This window comes from Vibrio chagasii (assembly GCA_041879415.1).
Taxonomy (GTDB): domain Bacteria; phylum Pseudomonadota; class Gammaproteobacteria; order Enterobacterales; family Vibrionaceae; genus Vibrio.
In genome coordinates, this window is sequence record CP090853.1 from 49,728 (window position 1) to 71,993 (window position 22,266).

Here is a 22,266-nt window from a genome sequence, read left to right on the forward strand (position 1 = left end):
GCCAACGTGGTCAACGTATGCGAAAAGGAATATGACATGCTAAACAAACAACAACTGGTTTCCGCAGCCACCGCATTACCGGGAAATGCTGCTCCAATTCAAATCACTGAGCGCCATTACGTTAATCAAACTGACTTGCTGGCTGCCCCTGTGGGCTCCCAACAACAAGTGTTGTTAGGCATGGGATGTTTCTGGGGAGCTGAACGTCTGTTTTGGCAATTAGACGGTGTGGTATCTACATCAGTGGGCTACGCAGGCGGCTACACAGTGAATCCAACCTATGAACAAGTATGTACCGGACAAACTGGCCATACAGAAGTCGTTCGTGTCATTTTTGATAGCGAGCAAACTTCTCTAGCACAAATACTTGAGACATTCTGGGAGCGTCATGACCCAACTCAGGGCATGCGCCAAGGTAATGATTTAGGCACACAATACCGCTCTGCTATCTACACCTTTAGTGAAGAACAACAGACCATTGCTGAACAATCTCGACAAAATTATCAAAGAGCGATTACTGCCTCTTTAGGCAATGAGATTACGACAGAAGTTCTACCTGCTGGGAAATATTTTTTCGCGGAAACCTATCACCAACAGTACTTAGCTAAGAACCCTAATGGTTACTGTGGGTTAGGCGGAACTGGTGTTTGTTTCCCTCCGCAATAACGCATAGCGAGAGACGAAATTCAGAATAATCAAAACTAAAAAAGGGCTTTCGTTAGGAAGCCCTTTTTACGTTTAATCGTTCAAGGTGAGAGCGATTTACAAAAATCAATTACACCGGAAGCGCTGCAATTTTGCCGTTCACTTCTTTAAAAATGGTGAGCTTTTGTTTATCTGAAACTTCAGGAAGCAGTACTTTGCCTTGGTCGAAGCGAAACTCTCCAACACCCTCAATAGCAAACTGACCTTTGAATAGGACTTTAACGAAACGCGCCACCTGATGTGGGCGGTAAGTAGAAAATTTTCTTAACATATTACAACCTCAATTCCATTTGAGTACTACAGCCACGTACCTGAACACTGGCGAGTTCGAAGCACATTTAATCGCTAATTCCTTTAGCAAACAGCAAGATAATCTGTTGTTTATCTTGATATTGTTGCATTATACCTTTTGGTAACAAGCCTGCAACTTATTTCTACATCGTACGATAAAAAAGTTAAAGAGGCATTTTTCAAATTTCATATTATACTTCCAATGCAAACCAACAAGCGGAACAAAAATATAATGAAAAACAAAACTCTACTGGCTTTATTAGCCGCAGCCTCTCCACTCTTCGCCAATGCTCACAACTTATCTGTAGGTTCAACTCTGCCTGCCGTTGATGTTAGCAACTATGGTGAAATCGTTCTAAAAGACGGAGCTACAGAATATCAAGCTTGGGCAACCAAGGATCTTCTGGGTAAAGTTCGTGTCGTTCAAGCTATCGCAGGCCGCAGCAGCTCTAAAGAGCTTAATGCACCACTGATGGCTGCGATTACAGCATCGAAGTTTTCTGAAGACAGCTACCAAACCACGACCATTATCAACCAAGATGATGCAATTTGGGGCACAGGCTCTTTTGTAAAATCATCAGCTGAAAGCAGCAAAGAAGAATTTCCATGGTCTTCTATGGTTCTTGATGAAAGTGGCACCGTTGCTTCATCATGGGCTCTAAAAGAAGAAAGCTCAGCGATTATCGTGCAAGACAAACAAGGTAAAATCTTGTTTGTAAAGGAAGGCGCACTTAATGAATCAGAGGTAACGCAAGTTATTGAATTGATTAAAGCCAGCCTTTAATCAGATATTCGCGTCTTTTTAGAGACCTTATCAAAGGATATTGTTATATTGTAACAGTATCCTTTTTTAATTCTGTGGTTAATCATCCTCATGTGGTACAACACACCTAACAATGTGAAATGCAAATCAGGCTTCTTGCTTGGGCTTATGCTCATGCTAAGCGTGTTAGCAGCAACACATATGGTGGATATAGCCCCAGAGCATCATACATCACATCATTGTGAACTGTTTTCAATAAACCAGCTCATTACCTCGCACTCTCTGCCACAAATTCCAGAACTCAATTCAGAATTTACAGCCGCTCCCACAGAGTCAGTAACCACGCTACAACGGCTCTACTTTGCCTATTTGGCGCGTTCTCCTCCTGTCAATATCGCTTAATTACCACTACTTTTTAATTAACTTTTATTCAGGAAAAAAACATGAAACCTTCTATTTTAGCCGTTGTTATCGGTATGACTGTCTCTACTACTGCTCTAGCTAATGAGGAGTTCCGTTCTCACGGTGCGCACGTACATGGCCAAGTTGAAGTAAACATCGCTCAAGATGGGCAAGAACTGCTTGTTGAAGTAACAGCGCCAGGTGCCGATGTGGTTGGCTTTGAGCACGCTCCAGAAACAGCAGAGCAAAAGAAAGTATTTGAGCAAGCTATTGCGCAGCTGAACAAGCCAGACGAGCTATTTAGCTTTAACAACGCGAACTGTACGCTGAAATTTAAATTAGTGTCGAACACGTTAGAAGGCGATCATGATGAGCATGAAGGCCATGACCACGCTGAACACGATCATCACGACCACGAAGGCCACGACCATGCAGAACATGATCATGACGACCACAAAGGCCATGACCATGCTGAGCACGATCATGACGACCATAAGGGCCATGACCATGCAGAACATGATCATGACGACCACGAAGGTCACGACCACCACGATCATGAAGGTCATGACCACTCTGAAGGTGGCCACGGTGAGTTCACTGTTGAGTACCACTACCAATGTTCAGATGTAGCTAAGCTAGACACAGTTAGCACTCAGTGGTTCTCGAAGTTCAGCAACACCGAAAAAATGACGGTGAACCTACTAACAGATACAGCTCAAGTACAAGAAGTACTTAACGCAGAGCGTATTAGCTTTCGATTCTAATCACTCCTAGATCGGATTAAACGTAAAATAAACAGCCAAGTAAATGCCTACTTACTTGGCTGTTCAAATCGGTGTGCTATGGGAATTTATGTCACTAACTGCTGTCCAGTAGATACACCGCTTTAATTATTGGAGCTAGCATGTCTTTTGACAGTTCATCACTTGTGGTCAAACTCGAAAATATCAGCTTTCGTTGGAAACCAGAATTACCCCCAACTCTAGAGATCCCTTCTCTGCATATCCAAGCCCAAGAACACCTCTTCATAAAAGGGCCAAGTGGCTGTGGCAAGTCAACACTGTTAGGGTTATTGACTGGCATAAACCAGGCAGAGCAAGGCGAAGTCTCTATTCTAGGTCAAGATTTGACTCAGCTAACACCTCGCCAAAGAGACACCTTTCGAGCCGATCACATTGGTTATATTTTCCAACAATTTAACCTTCTTCCTTATTTATCAGTGATCGATAACGTCACGCTTCCTTGCCAATTCTCGAAAACACGTAAGCAGCAAGTCACTGATAGTAAAAACAGTTTGCAAGAAACAGCTCAAGAACTACTGCTCCGATTGAAGCTACCCCAAGCTTTAATGGATAAGCCAGTGACTGAGCTCAGTATTGGCCAGCAACAGCGTGTTGCCGCTGCCCGTGCTCTTATGGGGCAACCTAAAATCATCATTGCAGATGAACCTACTTCAGCACTCGATCATGACAACCGAGAAGCTTTTATCGAGCTATTGCTAGAGCAAGCCAATCAAGCGGGCTCAACCCTAATCTTTGTCAGCCATGACCCAACACTCGAAAAACTGTTCACTCGAACCATAGATCTAAAAACCGTTAACCAAGCTAAGGTTGTCGTATGAAAGTAATTACTCACTTAGCCCTAAAAAGCGTTCTCAATCGTAAGGCCACGGCTATCCTCACCATTCTGACTGTGGCAGTGTCAGTTATTCTATTACTTGGTGTAGAACGTGTTAGAACCGAAGCCAAGAGCAGCTTTGCCAATACCATCTCAGGCACTGACCTTATCGTTGGTGGTCGCTCAGGTCAGGTAAACCTTCTGCTCTACTCTGTATTTAGAATCGGTAATGCGACTAACAATATCGACTGGAAAAGCTATCAAGAATTTAGCCAGCACAAAGCCGTAAAGTGGGCGATCCCTATTTCATTGGGTGATTCTCATAAAGGTTTCCGTGTGATGGGTACTAACCATAGCTACTTTGAAAACTACCGCTATGGAAGTAAGCAACCACTTACTTTCCAGCGAGGTAAAGAGTTTAATGAGCTATTTGATGTAGTGATTGGTGCCGATGTCGCGAAAAAGTTAGATTACAAGATTGGCGATCAAATCATTCTTGCACACGGTATCAGTGATGTGGCGTTCAGCCGACACGATAACCTACCCTTCAAGATTGTTGGAATACTCGCACCAACAGGGACGCCAGTAGATAAAACCGTGCATGTATCGTTAGAAGCGATCGAAGCGATTCACGTTGGTTGGGAGTCGGGTGCCAACCTAGGGCATACCCCAGATGCCGAAACCTTGAAAACCTACGATTTCCAACCTCAGCAAATCACAGCAATGATGCTTGGACTGAAATCGAAGATTCAAACCTTCGCCCTGCAAAGAGAAATCAATAACTACCGCCAAGAGCCTTTGAGCGCAATCATGCCAGGTATCGCTCTACATGAATTATGGGGCATGATGTCTGTAGCAGAGCAAGCGCTGTTAATTGTATCAGGGTTTGTGGTTGTTGCTGGTTTACTGGGGATGCTCAGCAGCCTACTGACTAGCTTACAAGAGCGACGTCGTGAGATGGCTATTCTGCGTGCGATGGGCGCAAGGCCTCGCCATGTGTTTGGTCTATTGATTAGTGAAGCCAGTGCCCTGACCTTCTTAGGCATCACATTGGGCGTTGCAGTATTGTTTGCTCTGATCGCAGTAGTTGCTCCTATTGTGCAACAAAGTTATGGTATCAACATCTCGATATCTGCAATCACACCGCATGAGTGGAAACTACTTATGCTGGTACAAATTGCCGGAATCATTATCGGCTTTATTCCCGCTTTCAGGGCTTACCGTCAGTCATTGTCTGATGGCATGACAATTCGAATCTAAATAGGAAACTACGATGCAACGCAAATTCCTACTGATATTTGGGCTACTTATGTTCCCATTTATGAGTACAGCTCACGCTGAAACACCTCAGAATGAGGAATCAGTATTAACACTCGAATGGATTGATTTAATTCCAGAATCAGAGCGTGCTCAACTTGATTCGTTTGGCATGCCAATGGTTGACCATAACAGCACGGAGAAACCTCAACAGTCGACTCTGGGCGCAGTTCGCCCCGAGCTAAACGGCAGTAAGGTAAAGATTCCCGGCTTTGTGATTCCATTGGAAGGCGATGAGAGTATGATCACTGAGTTTCTGTTAGTGCCGTACTTTGGTGCATGTATCCACGTGCCACCACCGCCACCAAACCAAATCATCTACGTTAAGTTTCCTAAGGGAGCGCCAATACAGCAATTGTGGGATGTTATCTATTTGGTAGGTACGCTGAAAACAGAATCGATCAGTCACGATCTAGCGCAAACGGGCTATCTGATTGAAGGGACTGCGATAGAAGAATACGACGACATGTAGTCGTTGGGAGGGTGGCTCAGCAATGAGCCGCCGTCACTGAATAAACAAAATTATTCAATAACAGTTTAATAACGATATTGTTCCTCTAAATTACGCAATGTAATTAGATAAATAAGCTAGCACACCCACATAAGTCGCGAGTAATAAACCTATACCAAGCTGCTTTTTCAGCTTGTTATCATTGACTTGATTCATAACTCCTCCTTGATAATTACAACAAATTTAACATTTTATTATCATTATCAAAAGTAAAATTTTGTTGAAGTCTTCAACTCTGCACGCAAAATCTAGCCACCAATAAGATAAAGAGTTACATTTTAGACAGTTAAGTCGTTTCCTAACGGTACTCTTATGTCAGAAACCAAACAGCCAGTGATCATTGAGCATGCTAGCGATACACAGCATAAGCATGAGAAAAAGCCTCATATTGCCGATAGTGCTAGTCGAATGCTGCACATTGCCCAAAGCTTCGGTTTAGACTCCTTAATTAGCCACAGTGAAAAAGCGAGCGATAAAGCCGCCAGCACTCTGATTGAGCGAGCGCTATTGCGAGAGAAAAAACGCAAGGAGCTGCGCCAGAAGAACTTAGAGCAGATCCTGAAGCTAGCTCACTCTTCTTGTAAAGATGAAGCCGCTGGCGACCCAGATCAGGACTGGTTATATCGCTTTTTCGATATGGCACAAGAGATCCACAATACGTCGATGCAAAGGCTCTGGGCTCAGGTACTGAAAAGAGAGGTCACCAACCCAGGTTCAACCTCGATGAAGGCGCTACAAATCCTAAAAGATATGACACCAAAGGAAGCACTAACCTTACAAAGAGCTGCTTCACTGGGTTGTAGCTTTGGTAGCGACAACAGTAAAAAGCTATTGCTTGGTTTTAAGTCTCACGCAGGTCTGTTTAGTTTTGGTAAAAGAGACACTACCAACACCATTAACCTTGGTGGGCATAACCTTCCCTACTCTAGCCTTCTCCACTTGATTGAACTTGGCATTATTCTGGGCACAGAATTAGAATCTGGAGAGATCGACTTCGACCCAGCATTACATCTAACGTATCAAGGTAAGAGCATGTCACTGGCGCCGCTATCAAAAGGCGTTAAGTTGGTGTACTACCGATTCAGCCCTACTGGTAATGAGCTATGTGCGCTACTAGGCAATAAACCTAACATGCCTTATTACGACCAATTGATTGCCCTATTGAGCCAGAAATTCACGGTACAAACCGAAGTGAAAAGCAGTGTGAATTACACCGTCTAGATAATAGAGTCTAGGAAGTAGACGGTGTAAAAATTGAAAAGCATTGAGAAGAATGAAGATAATCTAGAGGATAGGTTTCTTGTCTCGGTAGAGTAAGGCTGCACTGCTTTTAGCGGACATGCGCAGCCTTAGTCATACCAGCGGTCTCAATTAGCTAAAATGTTACGCTTCTCTAACGCATCAATACACAGCTCGACCAATTCATCGATCGTCTTCTCTCCTGCAGGTAGATCGATCTCAGGGTTCTGTGGCGCTTCGTAAGTCGAGCTAATTCCGGTGAAATTAGGAATCTCTCCCGCACGTGCTTTCTTATACAAACCTTTAGGGTCACGCTGCTCGCAAACCTCTAATGGCGTATTCACAAACACTTCAAGAAACTCTCCTTCAGGCAGTAAGTCGCGTACCAGTTGTCTTTCCGCTTGGTGAGGAGAAATAAACGCAGACAGTACAATCAAACCAGCATCTGCCATCAATTTAGCTAACTCACCGATACGACGAATATTCTCTCGGCGATCTTGTTCAGAAAAGCCAAGGTCACTACACAAGCCATGACGGACATTATCTCCATCCAGCAAATAGGTATGGTAACCGAGCTGCGCTAAGCGGTTCTCTAGCGCACCTGCCACTGTCGACTTACCAGAACCAGACAGCCCAGTGAACCAAAGTACAGCTGGCTTTTGTGATTTCAGATCCGCGCGGAATGCTTTATCAATCGAGTGTTGATGCCACACAACATTCTCATCTTTGTGTTTGAGTACTGCGGTCATAAATAGTCCTTTAAATAAACAGCATTAAAATGGGAAAAAGTAAGGAATTAGGGTGAGTACCAAGCCCGAATAAACAATCGAGATTGGGATACCGATGCGCAGATAATCTGTGAGGTGATAATTACCTACGCTATAAACAAGTAAGTTAGTCTGGTAGCCGTATGGCGAAATGAAGCTGGCACTCGCACCAAACAATACAGCCATGATGAATGGCATTGGGTCGACGCCATAGCCTACCGCCATGCTGTAGCCGATCGGGAACGAGAGCGCCGCAGCAGCGTTATTGGTGACTAACTCTGTCAAAATCAGAGTCATCAGATAAGTCGCGGCCAAGGCACCAAATACGCCCCAGCCATTAAATGCCTCAATGAACATCTGCCCCATACGTTCAGACAAACCCGATGAAATCATCAGCTGAGCAATAGAGAGTGCAGAGCCAACAATCACAACGATATCAACAGGAAAGCGGCGGCGAAGCTCACTCAGCTGCACGATGCCAAATGCCACCAGCAATAATAAAAAACCAGCTAAGCCTTTAATTATCGGCACTATATCAAGCAGTGCTAAACCAATCACGCTGGTGAAGCCGAGTAGTACAAGTGCCGATTTATCGGCATCAAGCTTGGCACTTGAATCCAAATCATTCATCAACACAAACTCTTTGTTGTGTTGTTGTCGCTGCTCTTCAAAGCGTTTGCCAGGCACCAGAATCAAGGTATCGCCGGCCGTCAGCGTGATGTTACCCAAGCCACCTTCAAGGCGTTCATGACCGCGACGAATCGCCACCACCACCGCATCAAAGCGGTCTCGGAACTGGCTGGTTTTCAGTGTTTTATTACAAAAGCTTGCCGATGAGCTCACCACTACTTCAACAAAGCTCTGACCGTTGAGGTGATGTTGACCAAACAGAGTTAGCCCTTGGATTTCTTGCAGCGTCGCGACACTCTCTACATCACCACAAAACAGCAGTCTATCACGAGCCTGCAATACAAAATCAGGGTCAATTGAGGCGGTGGTTTTACCATCACGAATCACTTCCGCTAAGAACAACTTTCGCAGTGCTCTTAGGTTATTCTCACTCACACTGCGACCAACCAACGGAGAGCCTGGTTCTACTCTAGCTTCTAAGAAGTAAGGCAGATCATCTTGCGATCCATCATCGTAGCTTGGTAGGAAGTAACTCAGAGGAATAAGGATCAACACCCCACCCGCTAATACCGCTAAACCGATCAAAGTTGGTGTGAAAAAGTTTAGACTCGGCAATCCTGCATCTTCAACAAAGCTATTGATGATCAAGTTGGTTGAGGTGCCGATCAATGTCAGTGTTCCACCAAGAATAGCGGCGTATGACAATGGAATAAGGAGTTTGGATGGCGCGTGTTGTTGGTTACGTTTGATCGCACCGATCAAAGAAACCACCACTGCCGTGTTATTGGTAAAAGAAGAAAGCAAGGCTGTGGAAATACCCAACTTTGCCACCACTGTGCCCAACCGTCCTTCAGAGATATTGCGGCTAACCCAGCTAATTAAGCGAGTTTTTTCCAACGCACTTGATGCCAAGATCAGGAGAATTAGAGTCAGTAGTGAGGAGTTAGTAAAATTGTTGGCTACGCTCGATAGGTCGATCATCCCCCCCATAAAAGCAATGAACGCCGCGCCAGCAAAGATAAAGCTTGGCTTAATACGGGTAACGAGCAGGCAAGTAATGATGCCGAGCAAAATCGCTAATACAAATCCTTGTTGCCACATATACCCGTCCTTTGTGGCGGAAACTATCGATTTCCGCCTGATTCAATAAGCTGCTACTTAACCGTTTATGACTTAAGTAGTTGGCTTAAATCTTTGGCATCCCAATGAGGGAAGTGCTTGCGAACCAATGCATTAAACTCAAGTTCAAATGCAGAGAAGTTACCGACTTGCTGTTCAACAGAGTCCAAACGGTCTCGAATCAAACCCGCGCCAACTGTCACGTTAGTTAGACGGTCAATAACGATGAAGCCACCGGTATCGGCACTTTCACGGTATTTATCCAGCGCGACTGTCTCGTTCAGTGACCACTCACACAAGCCAATACCATTCAGTGGTAACTCTTCAACCTCATGCGTCGACAGGTTGTTGATGTCGTATTGATGGCGAACAGTTTCCACCTGACCAACGGTTTTCTTGCCTGCGATCTTGATGTCGTAAGCTTTACCCGGTTGCAGTGGTTGCTCAGTCATCCACACAATATCTGCCAATACGTGGTTAGTAGATTCAATCTGAGCGTTTTCTAGCACAATCAAATCACCACGACTGATATCGATTTCATCTTCAAGAGTCAGTGTTACCGCCAAGCCCGCTTGCGCCGTCTCCAAATCTCCATCAAAGGTTACGATACGAGCAACCTTAGAAGTTTTTCCCGATGGTAGCGCCTTGATTTCATCACCGACTCTCACACGACCAGAAGCCACTGTCCCAGCAAAGCCGCGGAAGTCTAAGTTAGGACGATTCACATACTGCACTGGGAAACGGAACTCACCCACAGAACGTTTTTGGTCAATATCAACGTTCTCTAACACTTCCAGTAGAGACGGGCCTTCGAACCATTCTAGCTCTTTACTTGGTGCCGCAACGTTGATGCCTTCAAGCGCCGAAACCGGCAAGATCTGAATGTTCGTTTCACCTTCTAGGTTTTCTGCAAACTCTAGGTATTCATCGCGAATCTCTTCAAAACGATCTTGGGAATAGTCCACGAGATCCATCTTGTTCACTGCAACGATGAAATGCTTCAAACCAAGCAAGTTAGATATAAACGAGTGACGACGCGTTTGATCCAGAACGCCCTTACGAGCATCAATCAAGATCACTGCCAGATCACAAGTTGAAGCGCCTGTTGCCATGTTGCGCGTGTACTGCTCATGCCCTGGGGTATCAGCAATAATGAATTTACGTTTTTGTGTCGAGAAGTAGCGGTAAGCAACGTCAATGGTGATGCCTTGCTCACGCTCAGCCTGCAAGCCATCAACAAGCAGTGCTAAATCAGGCTTCTCACCTGTGGTACCCACTCGTTGGCTATCCGAGTGAACCGCAGCTAGCTGATCTTCATAAATCTGTTTTGTATCATGGAGTAAGCGACCGATTAACGTACTTTTACCGTCATCTACCGAGCCACAAGTTAAGAATCTAAGCATAGATTTATGCTGATGCTGACTCAGATAACCTTCAATCCCTAGTTCAGCCAATTCGGCTTCTACTGCACTATTCATTTTTCTTTCCTTAGATTCTTAGAAATAACCTTGGCGCTTTTTCAGCTCCATTGAGCCAGACTGATCATGGTCAATCGCTCGACCTTGACGCTCACTGGACGTCGCCACCAGCATCTCTTCAATAATGCCTGTTAGCGTATTCGCCTCAGATTCAACCGCTCCGGTTAGTGGGTAACAGCCTAAAGTACGAAAACGAACGCTTTTCTCTTCAATCACTTCACCTTCTTGCAGTTCCATACGGTCATCATCCACCATGATCAGCATCCCATCACGCTCAACCACCGGACGCTTATCTGAAAGGTAAAGTGGAACAATATCGATGCTCTCTAGATAGATGTATTGCCAGATATCTAACTCAGTCCAGTTTGATAGAGGGAACACGCGAATGCTCTCGCCCTTATTAACTTGACCGTTATAGGTATGCCACAGCTCTGGACGCTGGTTCTTTGGATCCCACGTGTGGTTCTTATCGCGGAAAGAGTAAACGCGTTCTTTCGCTCGAGATTTTTCTTCATCACGACGAGCACCACCAAAGGCTGCATCGAACCCATACTTGTTTAACGCCTGCTTAAGGCCCTGAGTTTTCATGATGTCTGTATGCTTAGAAGAGCCATGCACAAATGGACTACATCCCATTGCTAGACCTTCAGGGTTCTTATGTACCAAAAGGTCAAAACCGTACTTTTCTGCAGTGCGGTCACGGAACTCAATCATCTCGCGGAATTTCCAGTCTGTATCAACGTGTAACAGCGGGAATGGAATCTTGCCTGGGTAAAACGCTTTGCGAGCTAAATGAAGCATCACAGAAGAATCTTTACCGATGGAGTACATCATTACTGGGTTATCAAACTCAGCCGCCACTTCACGGATAATATGAATACTTTCCGCTTCTAGCTGTTTTAGGTGGGTTAAACGTTCTTGGTCCATTTCAGTGCTTCCTTTAAGGCTCGCGTTACGAGCAATTCATTACTTGGTCTCACCAAGCAAGGGATTTAGCTCATCCACTTAGTGAATGGGAGTATTGGCACTAGAAGAAAACAGAAGCTTCGATTGAGCTATCCTTGCTATTCATCTGCCTGATACGTCCTTGATATAGGCATTATGACGAGCCGCTCATATTACTGGAAATTCTAAAATTTCATTTTTTATTCGAAAAGCTGATAAGGAGTGTAATAAATAGATAAGCAAGTGAAATGAATGAACTAATCTTATCGATACCATTTGTACATAGATCGACCAGGTTTGGGAGGCATCTTGCAGAACACCATAAAGTAATCGATCTAAGTCACGAATTCACATTCGTTGTAATCATTGTTTCATTCTGTTTTGTTACATTACGCAACGAATTTTCTACCATCCACTTTGGAGCTACAAAATGAAAGTTGCAATGAAACCTTTATCATTGGCTGTACTTGCGGGTCTTGGTCTGACACTCGCAGGCTGCACAACAACACCAGATACCGATGAAGTGATTAAACTACGTGTCGTAGAGACGACTGACATCCATACTAACCTAATGGATTACGACTACTACAAAGACAAGCCATCACAAAAAATTGGCTTAGCACGTACTGCAACTCTAGTAAAAGAAGCTCAAAACGAAGTAACAAACAGCGTATTAGTTGATAACGGTGACCTACTGCAAGGTAGCCCAATGGGTGACTACATGGCAGACAAAGGCATCGTTGCCGGTGAAGTTCACCCTGCTTACAAAGCAATGAACCAGCTAAGCTATGATGCAGCGAACATCGGTAACCACGAGTTCAACTACGGCCTAGAGTTCCTAGAAGAGTCTATCAACGACGCTGATTTCCCATACATCAGTGCTAACGTTTACGATGCTGAAACGAAAGAGCACTACTTCACGCCTTACATCATCAAGACGCACACATTCGCAGATACAGCGGGCGTAGAGCACGAGATCAAAGTAGGTTACATCGGCTTTGTTCCACCACAAATCATGACGTGGGATAAGAAGAACCTTGAAGGTAAAGTCATCGCTCGCGACATCGTTGAGACAGCGAACGAGCTAGTACCTCAAATGAAAGCTGAAGGCGCAGACGTTATCGTTGCGATCCCTCACTCTGGTGTATCTCAAGACCCATACAAAGCAGGCGAAGAGAACTCGACGCTTTACCTATCTGAAGTAGAAGGTATCGATGCGATCGCATTTGGTCACTCTCACGCCGTATTCCCAGGTAAAGGCTTCGACAACATCCAAGGCGTTGACAACGAAAACGGCACTATGAACGGTGTTGCGGCAGTAATGCCAGGTCGTTGGGGTAGCCACGTAGGTGTTATGGACCTAACACTGGCGCAAAAAGACGGTAAGTGGGAAGTAGTTAAAGGCCAATCTGAAGCTCGCCCTATCTACGACAAGATTGAGAAGAAATCGCTGGCTGCAGCGGATGAAGGCATCGTAACTGCACTAGAAAAAGACCACCAAGGTACTCGTGATTTTGTGAACCAGCCTATTGGTAAAGCAGATGACGTGATGTACAGCTTCCTGTCTCTAGTTCAAGACGATCCAACAGTACAGATCGTTAACCTTGCACAAAAAGATTACGTTGAGCAATTCATCCAAGGCGACCCTGATCTAGACGGTACACCAGTACTTTCTGCAGCGGCACCATTCAAAGCGGGCGGTCGTAAGAATGACCCTGCAAACTTCACTGAAGTTGAATCTGGTCAACTAACCTTCCGTAACGCGGCTGACTTGTACCTTTACCCGAACACGCTAGTTGCGATGAAGGTAACGGGTCACGAAGTAAAAGAGTGGCTTGAGTGTTCTGCTGGTCAGTTCAACCAAATCGATGTGAATTCAACTGCACCACAACAGCTAATTGAGTGGGATAACTTCCGTACTTACAACTTCGATGTTATCGACGGTGTGGATTACCAGATCGACGTAACTCAACCTGCGAAATACGATGCAAACTGTAAAGTGGTTAACCCTGATTCTCAGCGTATTGTTGGCCTAAATTACCAAGGTAAACCAATCGACATGAAGCAAGACTTCCTGATCGCAACCAACAACTACCGTGCTTACAGTGCTAAATTCCCAGGTACAGGTGAAGAGTTCATCGCATTTGATGCACCAGATGAAAACCGTACTGTACTGGCGAACTACATCTCTCGCGTAAGCAAAGAGCAAGGTCAAGTGAGCCCAACAGCTGATAACAACTGGTCATTCGCACCAATCAAAACGGATAAGAAACTAGATATCCGCTTTGAAACGTCACCAAGTGAGAAAGCTGCTCAGTTCATCAAAGATAAAGGTCAATACCCGATGAAACGCGTGGCGACTGATGATGTTGGCTTCGGTGTTTACCAAATCGACCTAACTAAATAGATTACTTAAGTAATCGATAGTTAACCTTCCAAAGGCTGAGTTTCACGACTCAGCCTTTTTTGTTTTTAAAACAACTTAAGCAATTGAATAGCAGATAGATTAGTTCTTAATTTCAAATAATTCGTCACTCTCAAACTGTTTTTCAAATCACAGCCTCTTATCTAATTCCCTCATCGAAACATCACTACGCTTACACCTATCGCTACTCAACCAGATTAAAAAATCCGCCATTCGCTGTAAGTTTTTCTCAGCTCCTCCTGTCTATTTAATTTACTACACTCAATGAATGGTCAAAAACCATTCATCTATAGGATAAATAGGGACATTTGATGAGTACCGCCGAGAGCATTCAAGCATGGTTACATTCAGGAGAAGAGTCGCTGCTATGGCTAATGCTTGGCATCATCGCGCTTTCTTACCTGCTTGAAGATCTAGCGATTGTGACCGCTGCTGGTTTGGCGACTCAAACACTCATCCCACCTCAATACGCACTGCTTGCGATTTTCATCGGCATTGCCACTGGTGATCTTGGGCTCTATTACCTTGGGAAGTCAGGGCGTTACTTTCGGGGAGTTCGTTATAAGGCGCTAACCAACCGACACTTTCGCGCACTTCGCACCAAACTACGTAAAAACGCATTCAGTAGCCTTTTTGTGATTCGCTTTATTCCCGGACTGCGCACGGTTGGTTTTACCTTAAGTGGATTTTTCGCTATCCCGCTTCCAACTTTCTTACTGGCTGTAATCAGTGCTACCGCGTTATGGACCGGCGTTGTCTTCTCTGTCATCTACTATTTGGGGACATCAGCCTGGCTGCAAGCCTCTGAATATCAATGGGTCATCATCCCATGTGCCATCGCTTTGCTGCTTGTCGGTAATCGATTAATGAATAAAACCTACTCTCGAGGATTATCATGAGTTCATCGCTAGATATTCGCGTTATTCCCGCACATCAAATCAATGCAGGTATGCCGCTGCTTGAAAAAGATACTGTACGCAGTGTCTCACCTTATGAGTTTCTTCCGACTTGGTTTTTCTATACACCTGTCGTGATTCAGAGCCTGATTCAAGGGTTACGGCACTTTGATTGGGCACTGCCACTCATTGCCAACCCGAGTATCAAACTCAGCGGTATGGTTGGTGAATCAAAACACGAGATATTGAGCCTTGCCGGATCGTCGAGCAAGCGTTGGATCTCTCCATTTATCACTTTAACCAAAACCGATCTCAGTAGTAAGAAGCAAGCTGAAGATGCACGTACAGCACTAGTACAAACGGAGCTTAATTTCCCTATCGTGGCCAAACCGGATCTTGGTTGTCGCGGAGTTGGAGTGAAGCTGATCAACAGCCAAGATCAACTTGAGCAATATATTGAATCCTTCCCAAATCACGCTCGTTTTCTACTGCAAGAAAAAGCGCCATACCAGGCTGAAGCGGGTGTGTTCTATGTTCGTTATCCGAATAAAAAACAGGGTGAGATCATCTCGATCACCCTCAAATATGCACCAATGGTCACTGGCGATGGCACTTCAACACTCAAGCAATTAATAGAAAATAACCCACGAGCCGGACAGCTCAGTCACCTCTATCTGCCGAGGCATGAAGACAAGTTAGAACAAGTGCTTGATGAAGGTGAAGAGTTCCAACTTGCCTTTGCAGGTAGCCATAGCCGTGGGTCTATCTTCCGAGACGGTAATCAATACATCACTCAGGCTTTAACCGAACGTTTAGATGAGATATTCGACGACTTCGACGGTTTTCATTTTGGTCGACTAGACGTCAAGTTCAAAGACATCCATAGCCTAATGCGAGGCGCAGATTTTACGATTCTTGAAGTCAATGGCGCGAGCAGCGAGGCCGGACATATCTGGGATCGTAATACACCGCTGCGAGAGATTTTTTCTACGCTACTTCAACAATACCGCATTCTTTTTGACATAGGTGCTCAGCAGAAACAACGAGGCCACCAGCCTCCATCTTTCAAGAGCCTGTTTAACGCATGGCAAGAAGAACGACGCCTAGTTCAACAATATCCAACCACCGACTAACTTTGTACGAGGAACATGCATGAACCCGATAGCCCAGCCGAGCGCCTTTGCCGCTGTCTCTCCTAGTATCAAGGGAGCGGTAGAGATACTGAATCAAGGCCTAGAGTTTCTGACAGCAATTTCTGATAGTGATTATCTAACGAGTGCTAAGCCACACGTCACTAGCTCTATTGGTGAACATACTCGCCATACGCTGGATCTTTTTCACGCTTTGATTTTGAAAGAGGATGCGTCCATTGATTACAACACTCGCCGTCGTGGTCACCCAGTCGAATACGATAGATCGATGGCAATCAAAGAGATCCACTACGTGATCAACTGGCTGGAGCGACTAGAACATCATGATCTAGAAGCACCTATCACGATCCAAACTGAGGTTTCGATGGATACTCAAGTGTTTGCTAGCCTGCCTTCAACACTAGAAAGGGAGATAACCTTTGCAGCGCTGCACGCTAATCATCATTACGCGATGATCAAAGTGATCACCACCTTCCTTGATGTTGAAACCTGTAACACCTTTGGTTATGCCCCAACCACTAGCAGCTATCTGAGGGAGCAATAATCATGTGTTCAGTATCTTGGTTGCTTGAAGAAAATGGCTATCAGGTCTTTTTTAATCGTGATGAACAAAAGACCCGAGCATTGGCCATGCCCCCTAAACAATACCAGGTTAACGGTGTCGATATCATCATGCCACTCGACCCAACGGGCGGTGGTAGCTGGATCAGCATTAACGAGTTTGGGCTTTCACTATGTCTACTCAATAACTATCAAGGCATGGTTCCAGTTGGCCCATTGGTCAGCCGTGGTTTATTACTGAAGAACCTATCCTCGAGTCGTAAGGTTAGTCAGCTTTCTGAGGCTTTTAATAGGCTCAACCTACACTCGTTTGCCCCATTTACCCTACTGGCTTTTGCTCCAAATCTAACGCAGCACAATGGTGTGGTGATTGCCTATATGTGGGACGGCATCCAACAGAAAATAATGGAAACCGACTCACCACTATTCTCATCCGGTGTTGATTTAGAACGAGTACAAGCCTACCGACAAGCCCAATACGATCAACTCGTTGCAACAGAGAAAAGTCAGCAAAACTTACTTAAGTTCCACTCTCACCATCACAGTGAACAGCCCCATTTAGCAACCTGTATGCATCGTGAAGACTCGCACACAGTCAGTTTTACCCATTTACGTAATCTGCATGGTCATGCCTCGATGTTTTATGCACCCGGCTCACCTTGCGAACCAATCAAACCACGCCAGATAAATCAGCAGCGTTTTACCTTCGATTTATCACCAGCAATCAATCTATAGATGGAGTCCATCATGAGAAAACTAATCACCATGGTCATGCTACTTGTTAGCCCGTACGTATTTGCCGCCGATGAAATCTATACCGGCTTCTTTAGCAGCAAGGCACTCGATGGCTACGATACCGTGGCTTATTTCACCTCAGGCAAGCCTGTTAAAGGCAGTAAACAATTCAGCACTGAATACAAAGGTGCGGATTGGTATTTTTCTTCTGAAAAGAATCTGACTTTATTTGTTAATAATCCTGAAAAATATGCCCCTCAATATGGTGGTTATTGCGCATGGGCCGTTTCTGCCAAAAACGACTTTGCACCAGGTGACCCACAATATTGGACCATAGTGGATGACAAACTTTACCTGAACTACGACCAAGAGATTCAAGAGACTTGGGAGAAAGACCGTGCACAGCACATTCAACAAGCCGATAAAGCTTGGCCGAAGCTGATTAAGTAAGGGAATAGCCATGACATTCACTCCAGCTAAACATCTTCCGGCAGCATTTATCGCTTTTGTGTTCATTCAGTCGCTGTTTTTTAAATTCACCGGCTCATACGAGACAGAACATATCTTTGGCACGCTCGCGACATGGTCAGGCTTAAGCTGGTTCGGTTCGTTTGGCGGCTATTTGATAGGCATCGCTGAATTGATTGCAGCCATTCTACTGTTCACTCGCTGGCATGGCCTGGGTGCCATTATGAGTGTAGGGATCATGAGTGGCGCAATTTTCTTCCACCTGTTTACGCCACTCGGTATTCAAATGCCTGAGTTCAATGCAGCAGGCGAGATAGTCGGTTACGACGGCGGGTTGTTGTTTGGCATGGCATGCCTGGTTTGGTTATGCGGTGCGTTTTTAAGTGTGAAAGATTTCAAGAATCAAGACGGTTTCCTAAATAACTTTAGTCAATAAGGTAGCTTCATTATGATTGATAGTCCTTTTCGTTTACCACGTTACACGCCTTTTGGTTTGGGTGAGTCTGTTGTCGAGTGGGCAACTGGGCTATCTAAGCTAGACCGACTCTATCAAGATCGACAAGATAAGTTATCTAGTTTTGAATTCATGAATTACACCTTGTCGGCGCTCAATATCGACTACTCCATTGCATCAGGAAGCACGGAAAACATTCCTGAAGAAGGCCCTGTCGTGATTGTAGCGAACCACCCACTCGGCGCGATTGAAGGAGTGATCTTAGCTGATCTCGTAGGATCAGTAAGAAAGGATGTGAAGGTGTTGGCGAATGAGTTACTCAAACGGCTACCTGAACTGGATGATCTTTTCATTGGTGTTGATGTCTTTAATGGTAAAGAGTCGAAAAGGACCAATGCCAAGGCCATCCGAGATGCCAATCATCACCTAGCTGATGGTGGGCTGCTGATCGTGTTCCCAGCCGGAGAAGTATCCAGTTACCGCAAAGGGGCAAAAACACTTACCGACATAGAGTGGAGCAAATCGGTCGCTAAGTTTGTTAAGCGCCATCAAGCAACGACGGTTCCAATTTTTATCAATGGCAAAAACAGTGAGCTGTTCTATCAAGCCGGTCGAGTGCACCCACTATTGAGAACCGCTCTACTCGGGCGTGAACTTCTCAATAAACAGGCGACAACTATCTCTATCTCGATTGGCTCATCGATTCCGTATTCAGAGATAAAATCGTTTGAAAAAGAGATGGATATCGTCAACTATCTAAGGCTCAACACCTATCTTATGAGTCAACAAGATAGCCCGAACACGCAGATCCACGCCCCCTCTTTCGATACCCAAGTGATTGCGCCAATATCACCAGAAGTATTGGCAATAGAGATAGACTCACTACCTCAAGAAACGATGCTACTCGAACAAGGTGACTTCGAGGTCTACTGTACGCCAAGCCAATCTATTCCCAATTTAATGCGCGAAATTGGTCGAGTCAGAGAAGAGAGCTTTCGAGAAGTCGGTGAAGGTAGCGGGCTTGCTTGTGACTTGGATGAGTATGACCTTTACTACCATCAACTGTTTGTGTGGAACAAAGCTAAGGCCGAATTAGTCGGTGCTTATCGACTGGGTATGGTCGACAAGCTAATTACCGAACACGGATTAGACCAACTCTATTCCCGTAGCCTGTTCAACTACAATCAAGAGTTCATCGATACCCTAGATAACAGTATTGAACTTGGTCGCTCTGTAGTGAGTAAACCTTATCAAAAGAGCCTCAATTCACTGTTACTGCTATGGAAAGGTATTGCGACTTTTGTCTCTCGACACCCTCAATATACTCACCTCTTTGGCCCGGTCAGTATCAGTAATGATTACAGCCACAATGCGCGCCTGTTGATCGCGACTACCTTATCGATTCACCATTATGATGAAGAAAAGGCGAGTCTGGTTTCTCCTTCGTCACCGCTCAATACCAGCAGTCATGTGTTCTGGCAAAATCACCTATTGTCTTCACTAGCAAGTGTGCCTCTACTATCCAAAGTGTTAGCTCGTATGGAGCAAGGAAAAGGATTACCGGTACTACTGCGCCAGTATCTTGGGATGAATGGCAAGCTAGTGTGCTTTAACGTCGACCCATCGTTTAATGATGCGCTAGATGGCTTGATTGTGGTTAACCTTAAGAAGGTACCATTGAAAACCTTAGGTAAGTACATGGGGCGAGAGCTTGCTCAAGATTACCTAGAGCAGCACACTCAACGCTGATTTAGCCCGAACTGTACCTACACTCAAATAAGTGCGATGATTTCAGCACTTATTTGGGTTAGGTTATTTTCATGCACACCTCTTTTATCGAACAACTGCAAAGCTTCGACTTCTCAGAAAATCAGATTGAATCGCTAGTCGCTGTCGCCAAGCCTCTTGAGCTACCAACCAGACACATCCTTATTAACCAAGGAGAGATGGCAGACTCAATTTACTTCGTGCTTGAGGGCTTATGCCACGCTTGTTACCTCACTAATGAAGGCAAGCAATACAGCAAAGAGTTCTACTGGGAACAAGACTGGATCATCGGCTTTGAGAGCTTGATAAAAAACCAAGCGTCCCCTTACCTACTTGAAACCCTCACTCCTATAACGCTATTAGAACTGCCAATGAAGGCCGTAATCGAGTGGCGTGCCTCTAATAATCCTTTGTATTTAAAGTTGTTAGAAACCCAGCTGATGCACAAGGAAAACAAAGAGCGATTCATGTTGCTCTATACCCCAGAGCAACGTTACCAGCTTTTCTGTGAACACTACCCCGATCTAGAACAACGCCTCAACGACAATCAAATTGCTGCCTACCTAGGAATAACGGCGATAAGTTTGAGTAGAATTAAAGGTCGAATTAACAATAGTTAATGCCAACGGTCAGTGTGCATAGTACATTCAAAGCATCGATAATCTCTGGATGTAAACATGATCACTTGGCACTCTATTCCCTTTTCTGAACTTTCAACACAACAGCTTTATCAACTGCTGCAACTACGAGTCGACGTATTTGTGGTTGAGCAAACCTGCCCTTATCCAGAGCTCGATGGCAAAGACACCCTTGAAGGTGTCCAGCACCTAATGGGCTATGCAGACGGAGAACTCATCGCTTGTGCTCGTTTATTGCCACCTGGCACCACTTATGACAATGCCAGTATTGGCCGAGTGGCCACCAAGCAATCAGCAAGAGGCAACGGTTTAGGGCATAAATTGCTGGTAGAAGCATTAACTCGTTGTGAGGCATTATGGCCGAACACGACCATCGATATTGGTGCGCAAGAGCACCTAGAAAGCTTCTACGCAAGCCATGGATTCAAAACAGTCTCAGATATGTATTTGGAAGATGATATTCCACACGTAGACATGAGATTAGAGAAGTAATGTCGAATATCACTGTCGGTATCCTACTTTTGATTGCGGGAAACCTGTTTGCCTCGCTCTCTGACGTAACTGTGAAGTTACTGAACGGCGAAGTCTCACCTCTTCAGTATATTTTTTTCCGTCAGTTGATATCTCTGTTACTCATTACTCCTTTGTGGCTGCGACAAAGCAAGGAGCAACGCCGCCTACAACAAGCCAAGGTCACCTTAATCCGTGGGCAACTGATCTTAATCGGTAGTGGATGTATGGTGGTCGCTATCACCCATATGTCTTTAGCGACAGCTAACGCGGTATTTTACGTCGCCCCATTATTGATGCTACCTCTGTCAGTACTTCTGCTAAAAGAGCAGCCTGCGCTTGGCAAAATCATCGCCACTACTGTCGGCTTTATTGGCGCGCTAATCGTGTTACGACCTTCTCAGTTCCACTGGGCAGCACTATTTGCATTAGGCACAGCACTAACTCTTGCCCTGTTTAATGTACTGGTAAGAAAACTTCCTAGTGAGCAATCCGTCGTGACGACGCTATGGTGGACAACCCTCTTCTCCATCCCCGCATCGTTACTACTGTGCTTATTGTATTGGCAGCCTGTGTCTTTAGAACATCTTGGATACATAGCACTAAGTGCAACGCTAATACTGAGTTACAACGGGCTTGCAGTTGCCGCCTACCAAAAAGCTCACTCAAGTCAGATTGCTCTCGCGGAATATTCAGGCTTAGTGTTTGTCGCGTTAATTGGCGCCATATGGTTCGATGAGATCCCTGATACGCTAACCTTTATTGGCATTATGCTGATCATCCTACCGCTCGCGCCTTTCAAGCGACCAAAAAAAAGAGCTAATGCTTAGCTCTTTTTTACCTCGTTCGTGCTGTTGAGTTCGTAACTCACGCAAAA

The 22,266-nt window shown here is 45.0% G+C and carries 24 protein-coding genes; 19 read left to right on the forward strand and 5 right to left on the reverse strand.

Features of this window, described 5'->3' with window-relative positions; genetic code table 11:
- The first annotated feature begins 36 nt into the window (after positions 1-36).
- Positions 37-666 carry a peptide-methionine (S)-S-oxide reductase MsrA gene (msrA, locus tag L0991_22330; GenBank protein ID XGB65517.1) on the forward strand — a complete coding sequence of 210 codons (630 nt, stop codon included), beginning with the start codon at positions 37-39 and terminating at the stop codon, positions 664-666.
- Positions 667-775: 109 nt separating this feature from the next.
- Here msrA and L0991_22335 read toward each other — a convergent pair whose 3' ends face one another.
- Positions 776-976, reverse strand: coding sequence for a DUF1107 domain-containing protein (locus L0991_22335; GenBank protein XGB65518.1), 201 nt, complete (start codon positions 974-976; stop codon positions 776-778).
- 252 nt (positions 977-1,228) lie between these two features.
- On the opposite strand from L0991_22335, the gene L0991_22340 reads away from it, so the two are divergent.
- The 7 genes from L0991_22340 (at position 1,229) to L0991_22370 (ending at position 6,827) form a co-directional block, all read left to right on the forward strand.
- Entirely contained in the window at positions 1,229-1,780 is a 552-nt protein-coding gene (locus L0991_22340; protein ID XGB65519.1) for a YtfJ family protein, read from the forward strand.
- A gap of 90 nt (positions 1,781-1,870) precedes the next feature.
- Positions 1,871-2,161 (forward strand): DUF2607 domain-containing protein, encoded by a 291-nt coding sequence (locus L0991_22345; protein ID XGB65520.1) that lies wholly within the window; start codon positions 1,871-1,873, stop codon positions 2,159-2,161.
- 41 nt (positions 2,162-2,202) lie between these two features.
- A complete protein-coding gene (locus L0991_22350) occupies positions 2,203-2,925 on the forward strand; it encodes a DUF2796 domain-containing protein (GenBank protein ID XGB65521.1) in 723 nt (240 codons plus the stop codon).
- Positions 2,926-3,065: 140 nt separating this feature from the next.
- A complete protein-coding gene (locus L0991_22355; GenBank protein XGB65522.1) occupies positions 3,066-3,782 on the forward strand; it encodes an ABC transporter ATP-binding protein in 717 nt (238 codons plus the stop codon).
- Positions 3,779-5,038 carry an ABC transporter permease gene (locus L0991_22360; protein ID XGB65523.1) on the forward strand — a complete coding sequence of 420 codons (1,260 nt, stop codon included), beginning with the start codon at positions 3,779-3,781 and terminating at the stop codon, positions 5,036-5,038. Before L0991_22355 ends, L0991_22360 begins: the two co-directional genes overlap by 4 nt.
- Before the next feature lie 13 nt (positions 5,039-5,051).
- A complete protein-coding gene (locus L0991_22365) occupies positions 5,052-5,567 on the forward strand; it encodes a DUF3299 domain-containing protein (protein ID XGB65524.1) in 516 nt (171 codons plus the stop codon).
- A 351-nt stretch (positions 5,568-5,918) separates the two neighbouring features.
- Positions 5,919-6,827, forward strand: a complete 909-nt coding sequence (locus L0991_22370) for a TIGR03899 family protein (protein XGB65525.1) — start codon at positions 5,919-5,921, stop codon at positions 6,825-6,827.
- Between the two features lie 146 nt (positions 6,828-6,973).
- Here L0991_22370 and cysC read toward each other — a convergent pair whose 3' ends face one another.
- From cysC to cysD, 4 genes are all read right to left on the reverse strand, one after another.
- Complete coding sequence (gene cysC, locus L0991_22375; GenBank protein XGB65526.1) at positions 6,974-7,594, reverse strand: adenylyl-sulfate kinase; 621 nt, start codon at positions 7,592-7,594, stop codon at positions 6,974-6,976.
- Positions 7,595-7,618: 24 nt separating this feature from the next.
- Positions 7,619-9,343: an SLC13 family permease gene (locus L0991_22380; GenBank protein ID XGB65527.1), complete on the reverse strand. Its 1,725-nt coding sequence runs from the start codon at positions 9,341-9,343 to the stop codon at positions 7,619-7,621.
- A 65-nt stretch (positions 9,344-9,408) separates the two neighbouring features.
- Positions 9,409-10,839, reverse strand: a complete 1,431-nt coding sequence (gene cysN, locus L0991_22385) for a sulfate adenylyltransferase subunit CysN (GenBank protein XGB65528.1) — start codon at positions 10,837-10,839, stop codon at positions 9,409-9,411.
- Positions 10,840-10,857: 18 nt separating this feature from the next.
- Positions 10,858-11,766: a sulfate adenylyltransferase subunit CysD gene (cysD, locus tag L0991_22390; protein XGB65529.1), complete on the reverse strand. Its 909-nt coding sequence runs from the start codon at positions 11,764-11,766 to the stop codon at positions 10,858-10,860.
- A gap of 448 nt (positions 11,767-12,214) precedes the next feature.
- Here cysD and L0991_22395 point away from each other — a divergent pair, with 448 nt between their 5' ends.
- The 11 genes from L0991_22395 to L0991_22445 all read left to right on the forward strand — a co-directional run bounded on the left by L0991_22395 (position 12,215) and on the right by L0991_22445 (position 22,219).
- On the forward strand, positions 12,215-14,191 hold the full coding sequence (locus L0991_22395; protein ID XGB65530.1) for a bifunctional 2',3'-cyclic-nucleotide 2'-phosphodiesterase/3'-nucleotidase: 1,977 nt from the start codon (positions 12,215-12,217) through the stop codon (positions 14,189-14,191).
- Between the two features lie 329 nt (positions 14,192-14,520).
- Positions 14,521-15,108, forward strand: a complete 588-nt coding sequence (locus tag L0991_22400) for a DedA family protein (protein XGB65531.1) — start codon at positions 14,521-14,523, stop codon at positions 15,106-15,108.
- Entirely contained in the window at positions 15,105-16,238 is a 1,134-nt protein-coding gene (locus tag L0991_22405) for an ATP-grasp domain-containing protein (GenBank protein XGB65532.1), read from the forward strand. The genes L0991_22400 and L0991_22405 overlap by 4 nt, the downstream gene beginning before the upstream one ends.
- Before the next feature lie 19 nt (positions 16,239-16,257).
- Complete coding sequence (locus L0991_22410) at positions 16,258-16,800, forward strand: hypothetical protein (GenBank protein XGB65533.1); 543 nt, start codon at positions 16,258-16,260, stop codon at positions 16,798-16,800.
- Positions 16,801-16,802: 2 nt separating this feature from the next.
- Positions 16,803-17,552 (forward strand): NRDE family protein, encoded by a 750-nt coding sequence (locus L0991_22415; protein ID XGB65534.1) that lies wholly within the window; start codon positions 16,803-16,805, stop codon positions 17,550-17,552.
- A 12-nt stretch (positions 17,553-17,564) separates the two neighbouring features.
- Entirely contained in the window at positions 17,565-18,002 is a 438-nt protein-coding gene (locus tag L0991_22420; protein XGB65535.1) for a YHS domain-containing protein, read from the forward strand.
- 10 nt (positions 18,003-18,012) lie between these two features.
- Positions 18,013-18,456 carry a hypothetical protein gene (locus L0991_22425; protein ID XGB65536.1) on the forward strand — a complete coding sequence of 148 codons (444 nt, stop codon included), beginning with the start codon at positions 18,013-18,015 and terminating at the stop codon, positions 18,454-18,456.
- Positions 18,457-18,468: 12 nt separating this feature from the next.
- Positions 18,469-20,223, forward strand: coding sequence for a lysophospholipid acyltransferase family protein (locus tag L0991_22430; GenBank protein XGB65537.1), 1,755 nt, complete (start codon positions 18,469-18,471; stop codon positions 20,221-20,223).
- A gap of 71 nt (positions 20,224-20,294) precedes the next feature.
- The gene (locus tag L0991_22435) at positions 20,295-20,861 is read left to right on the forward strand and encodes a Crp/Fnr family transcriptional regulator (GenBank protein ID XGB65538.1); all 567 of its coding nucleotides are present in this window, start codon (positions 20,295-20,297) and stop codon (positions 20,859-20,861) included.
- Between the two features lie 57 nt (positions 20,862-20,918).
- Positions 20,919-21,371 carry a GNAT family N-acetyltransferase gene (locus L0991_22440; GenBank protein ID XGB65539.1) on the forward strand — a complete coding sequence of 151 codons (453 nt, stop codon included), beginning with the start codon at positions 20,919-20,921 and terminating at the stop codon, positions 21,369-21,371.
- Positions 21,371-22,219, forward strand: coding sequence for a DMT family transporter (locus L0991_22445; protein ID XGB65540.1), 849 nt, complete (start codon positions 21,371-21,373; stop codon positions 22,217-22,219). The genes L0991_22440 and L0991_22445 overlap by 1 nt, the downstream gene beginning before the upstream one ends.
- Positions 22,220-22,266 lie beyond the last annotated feature (47 nt).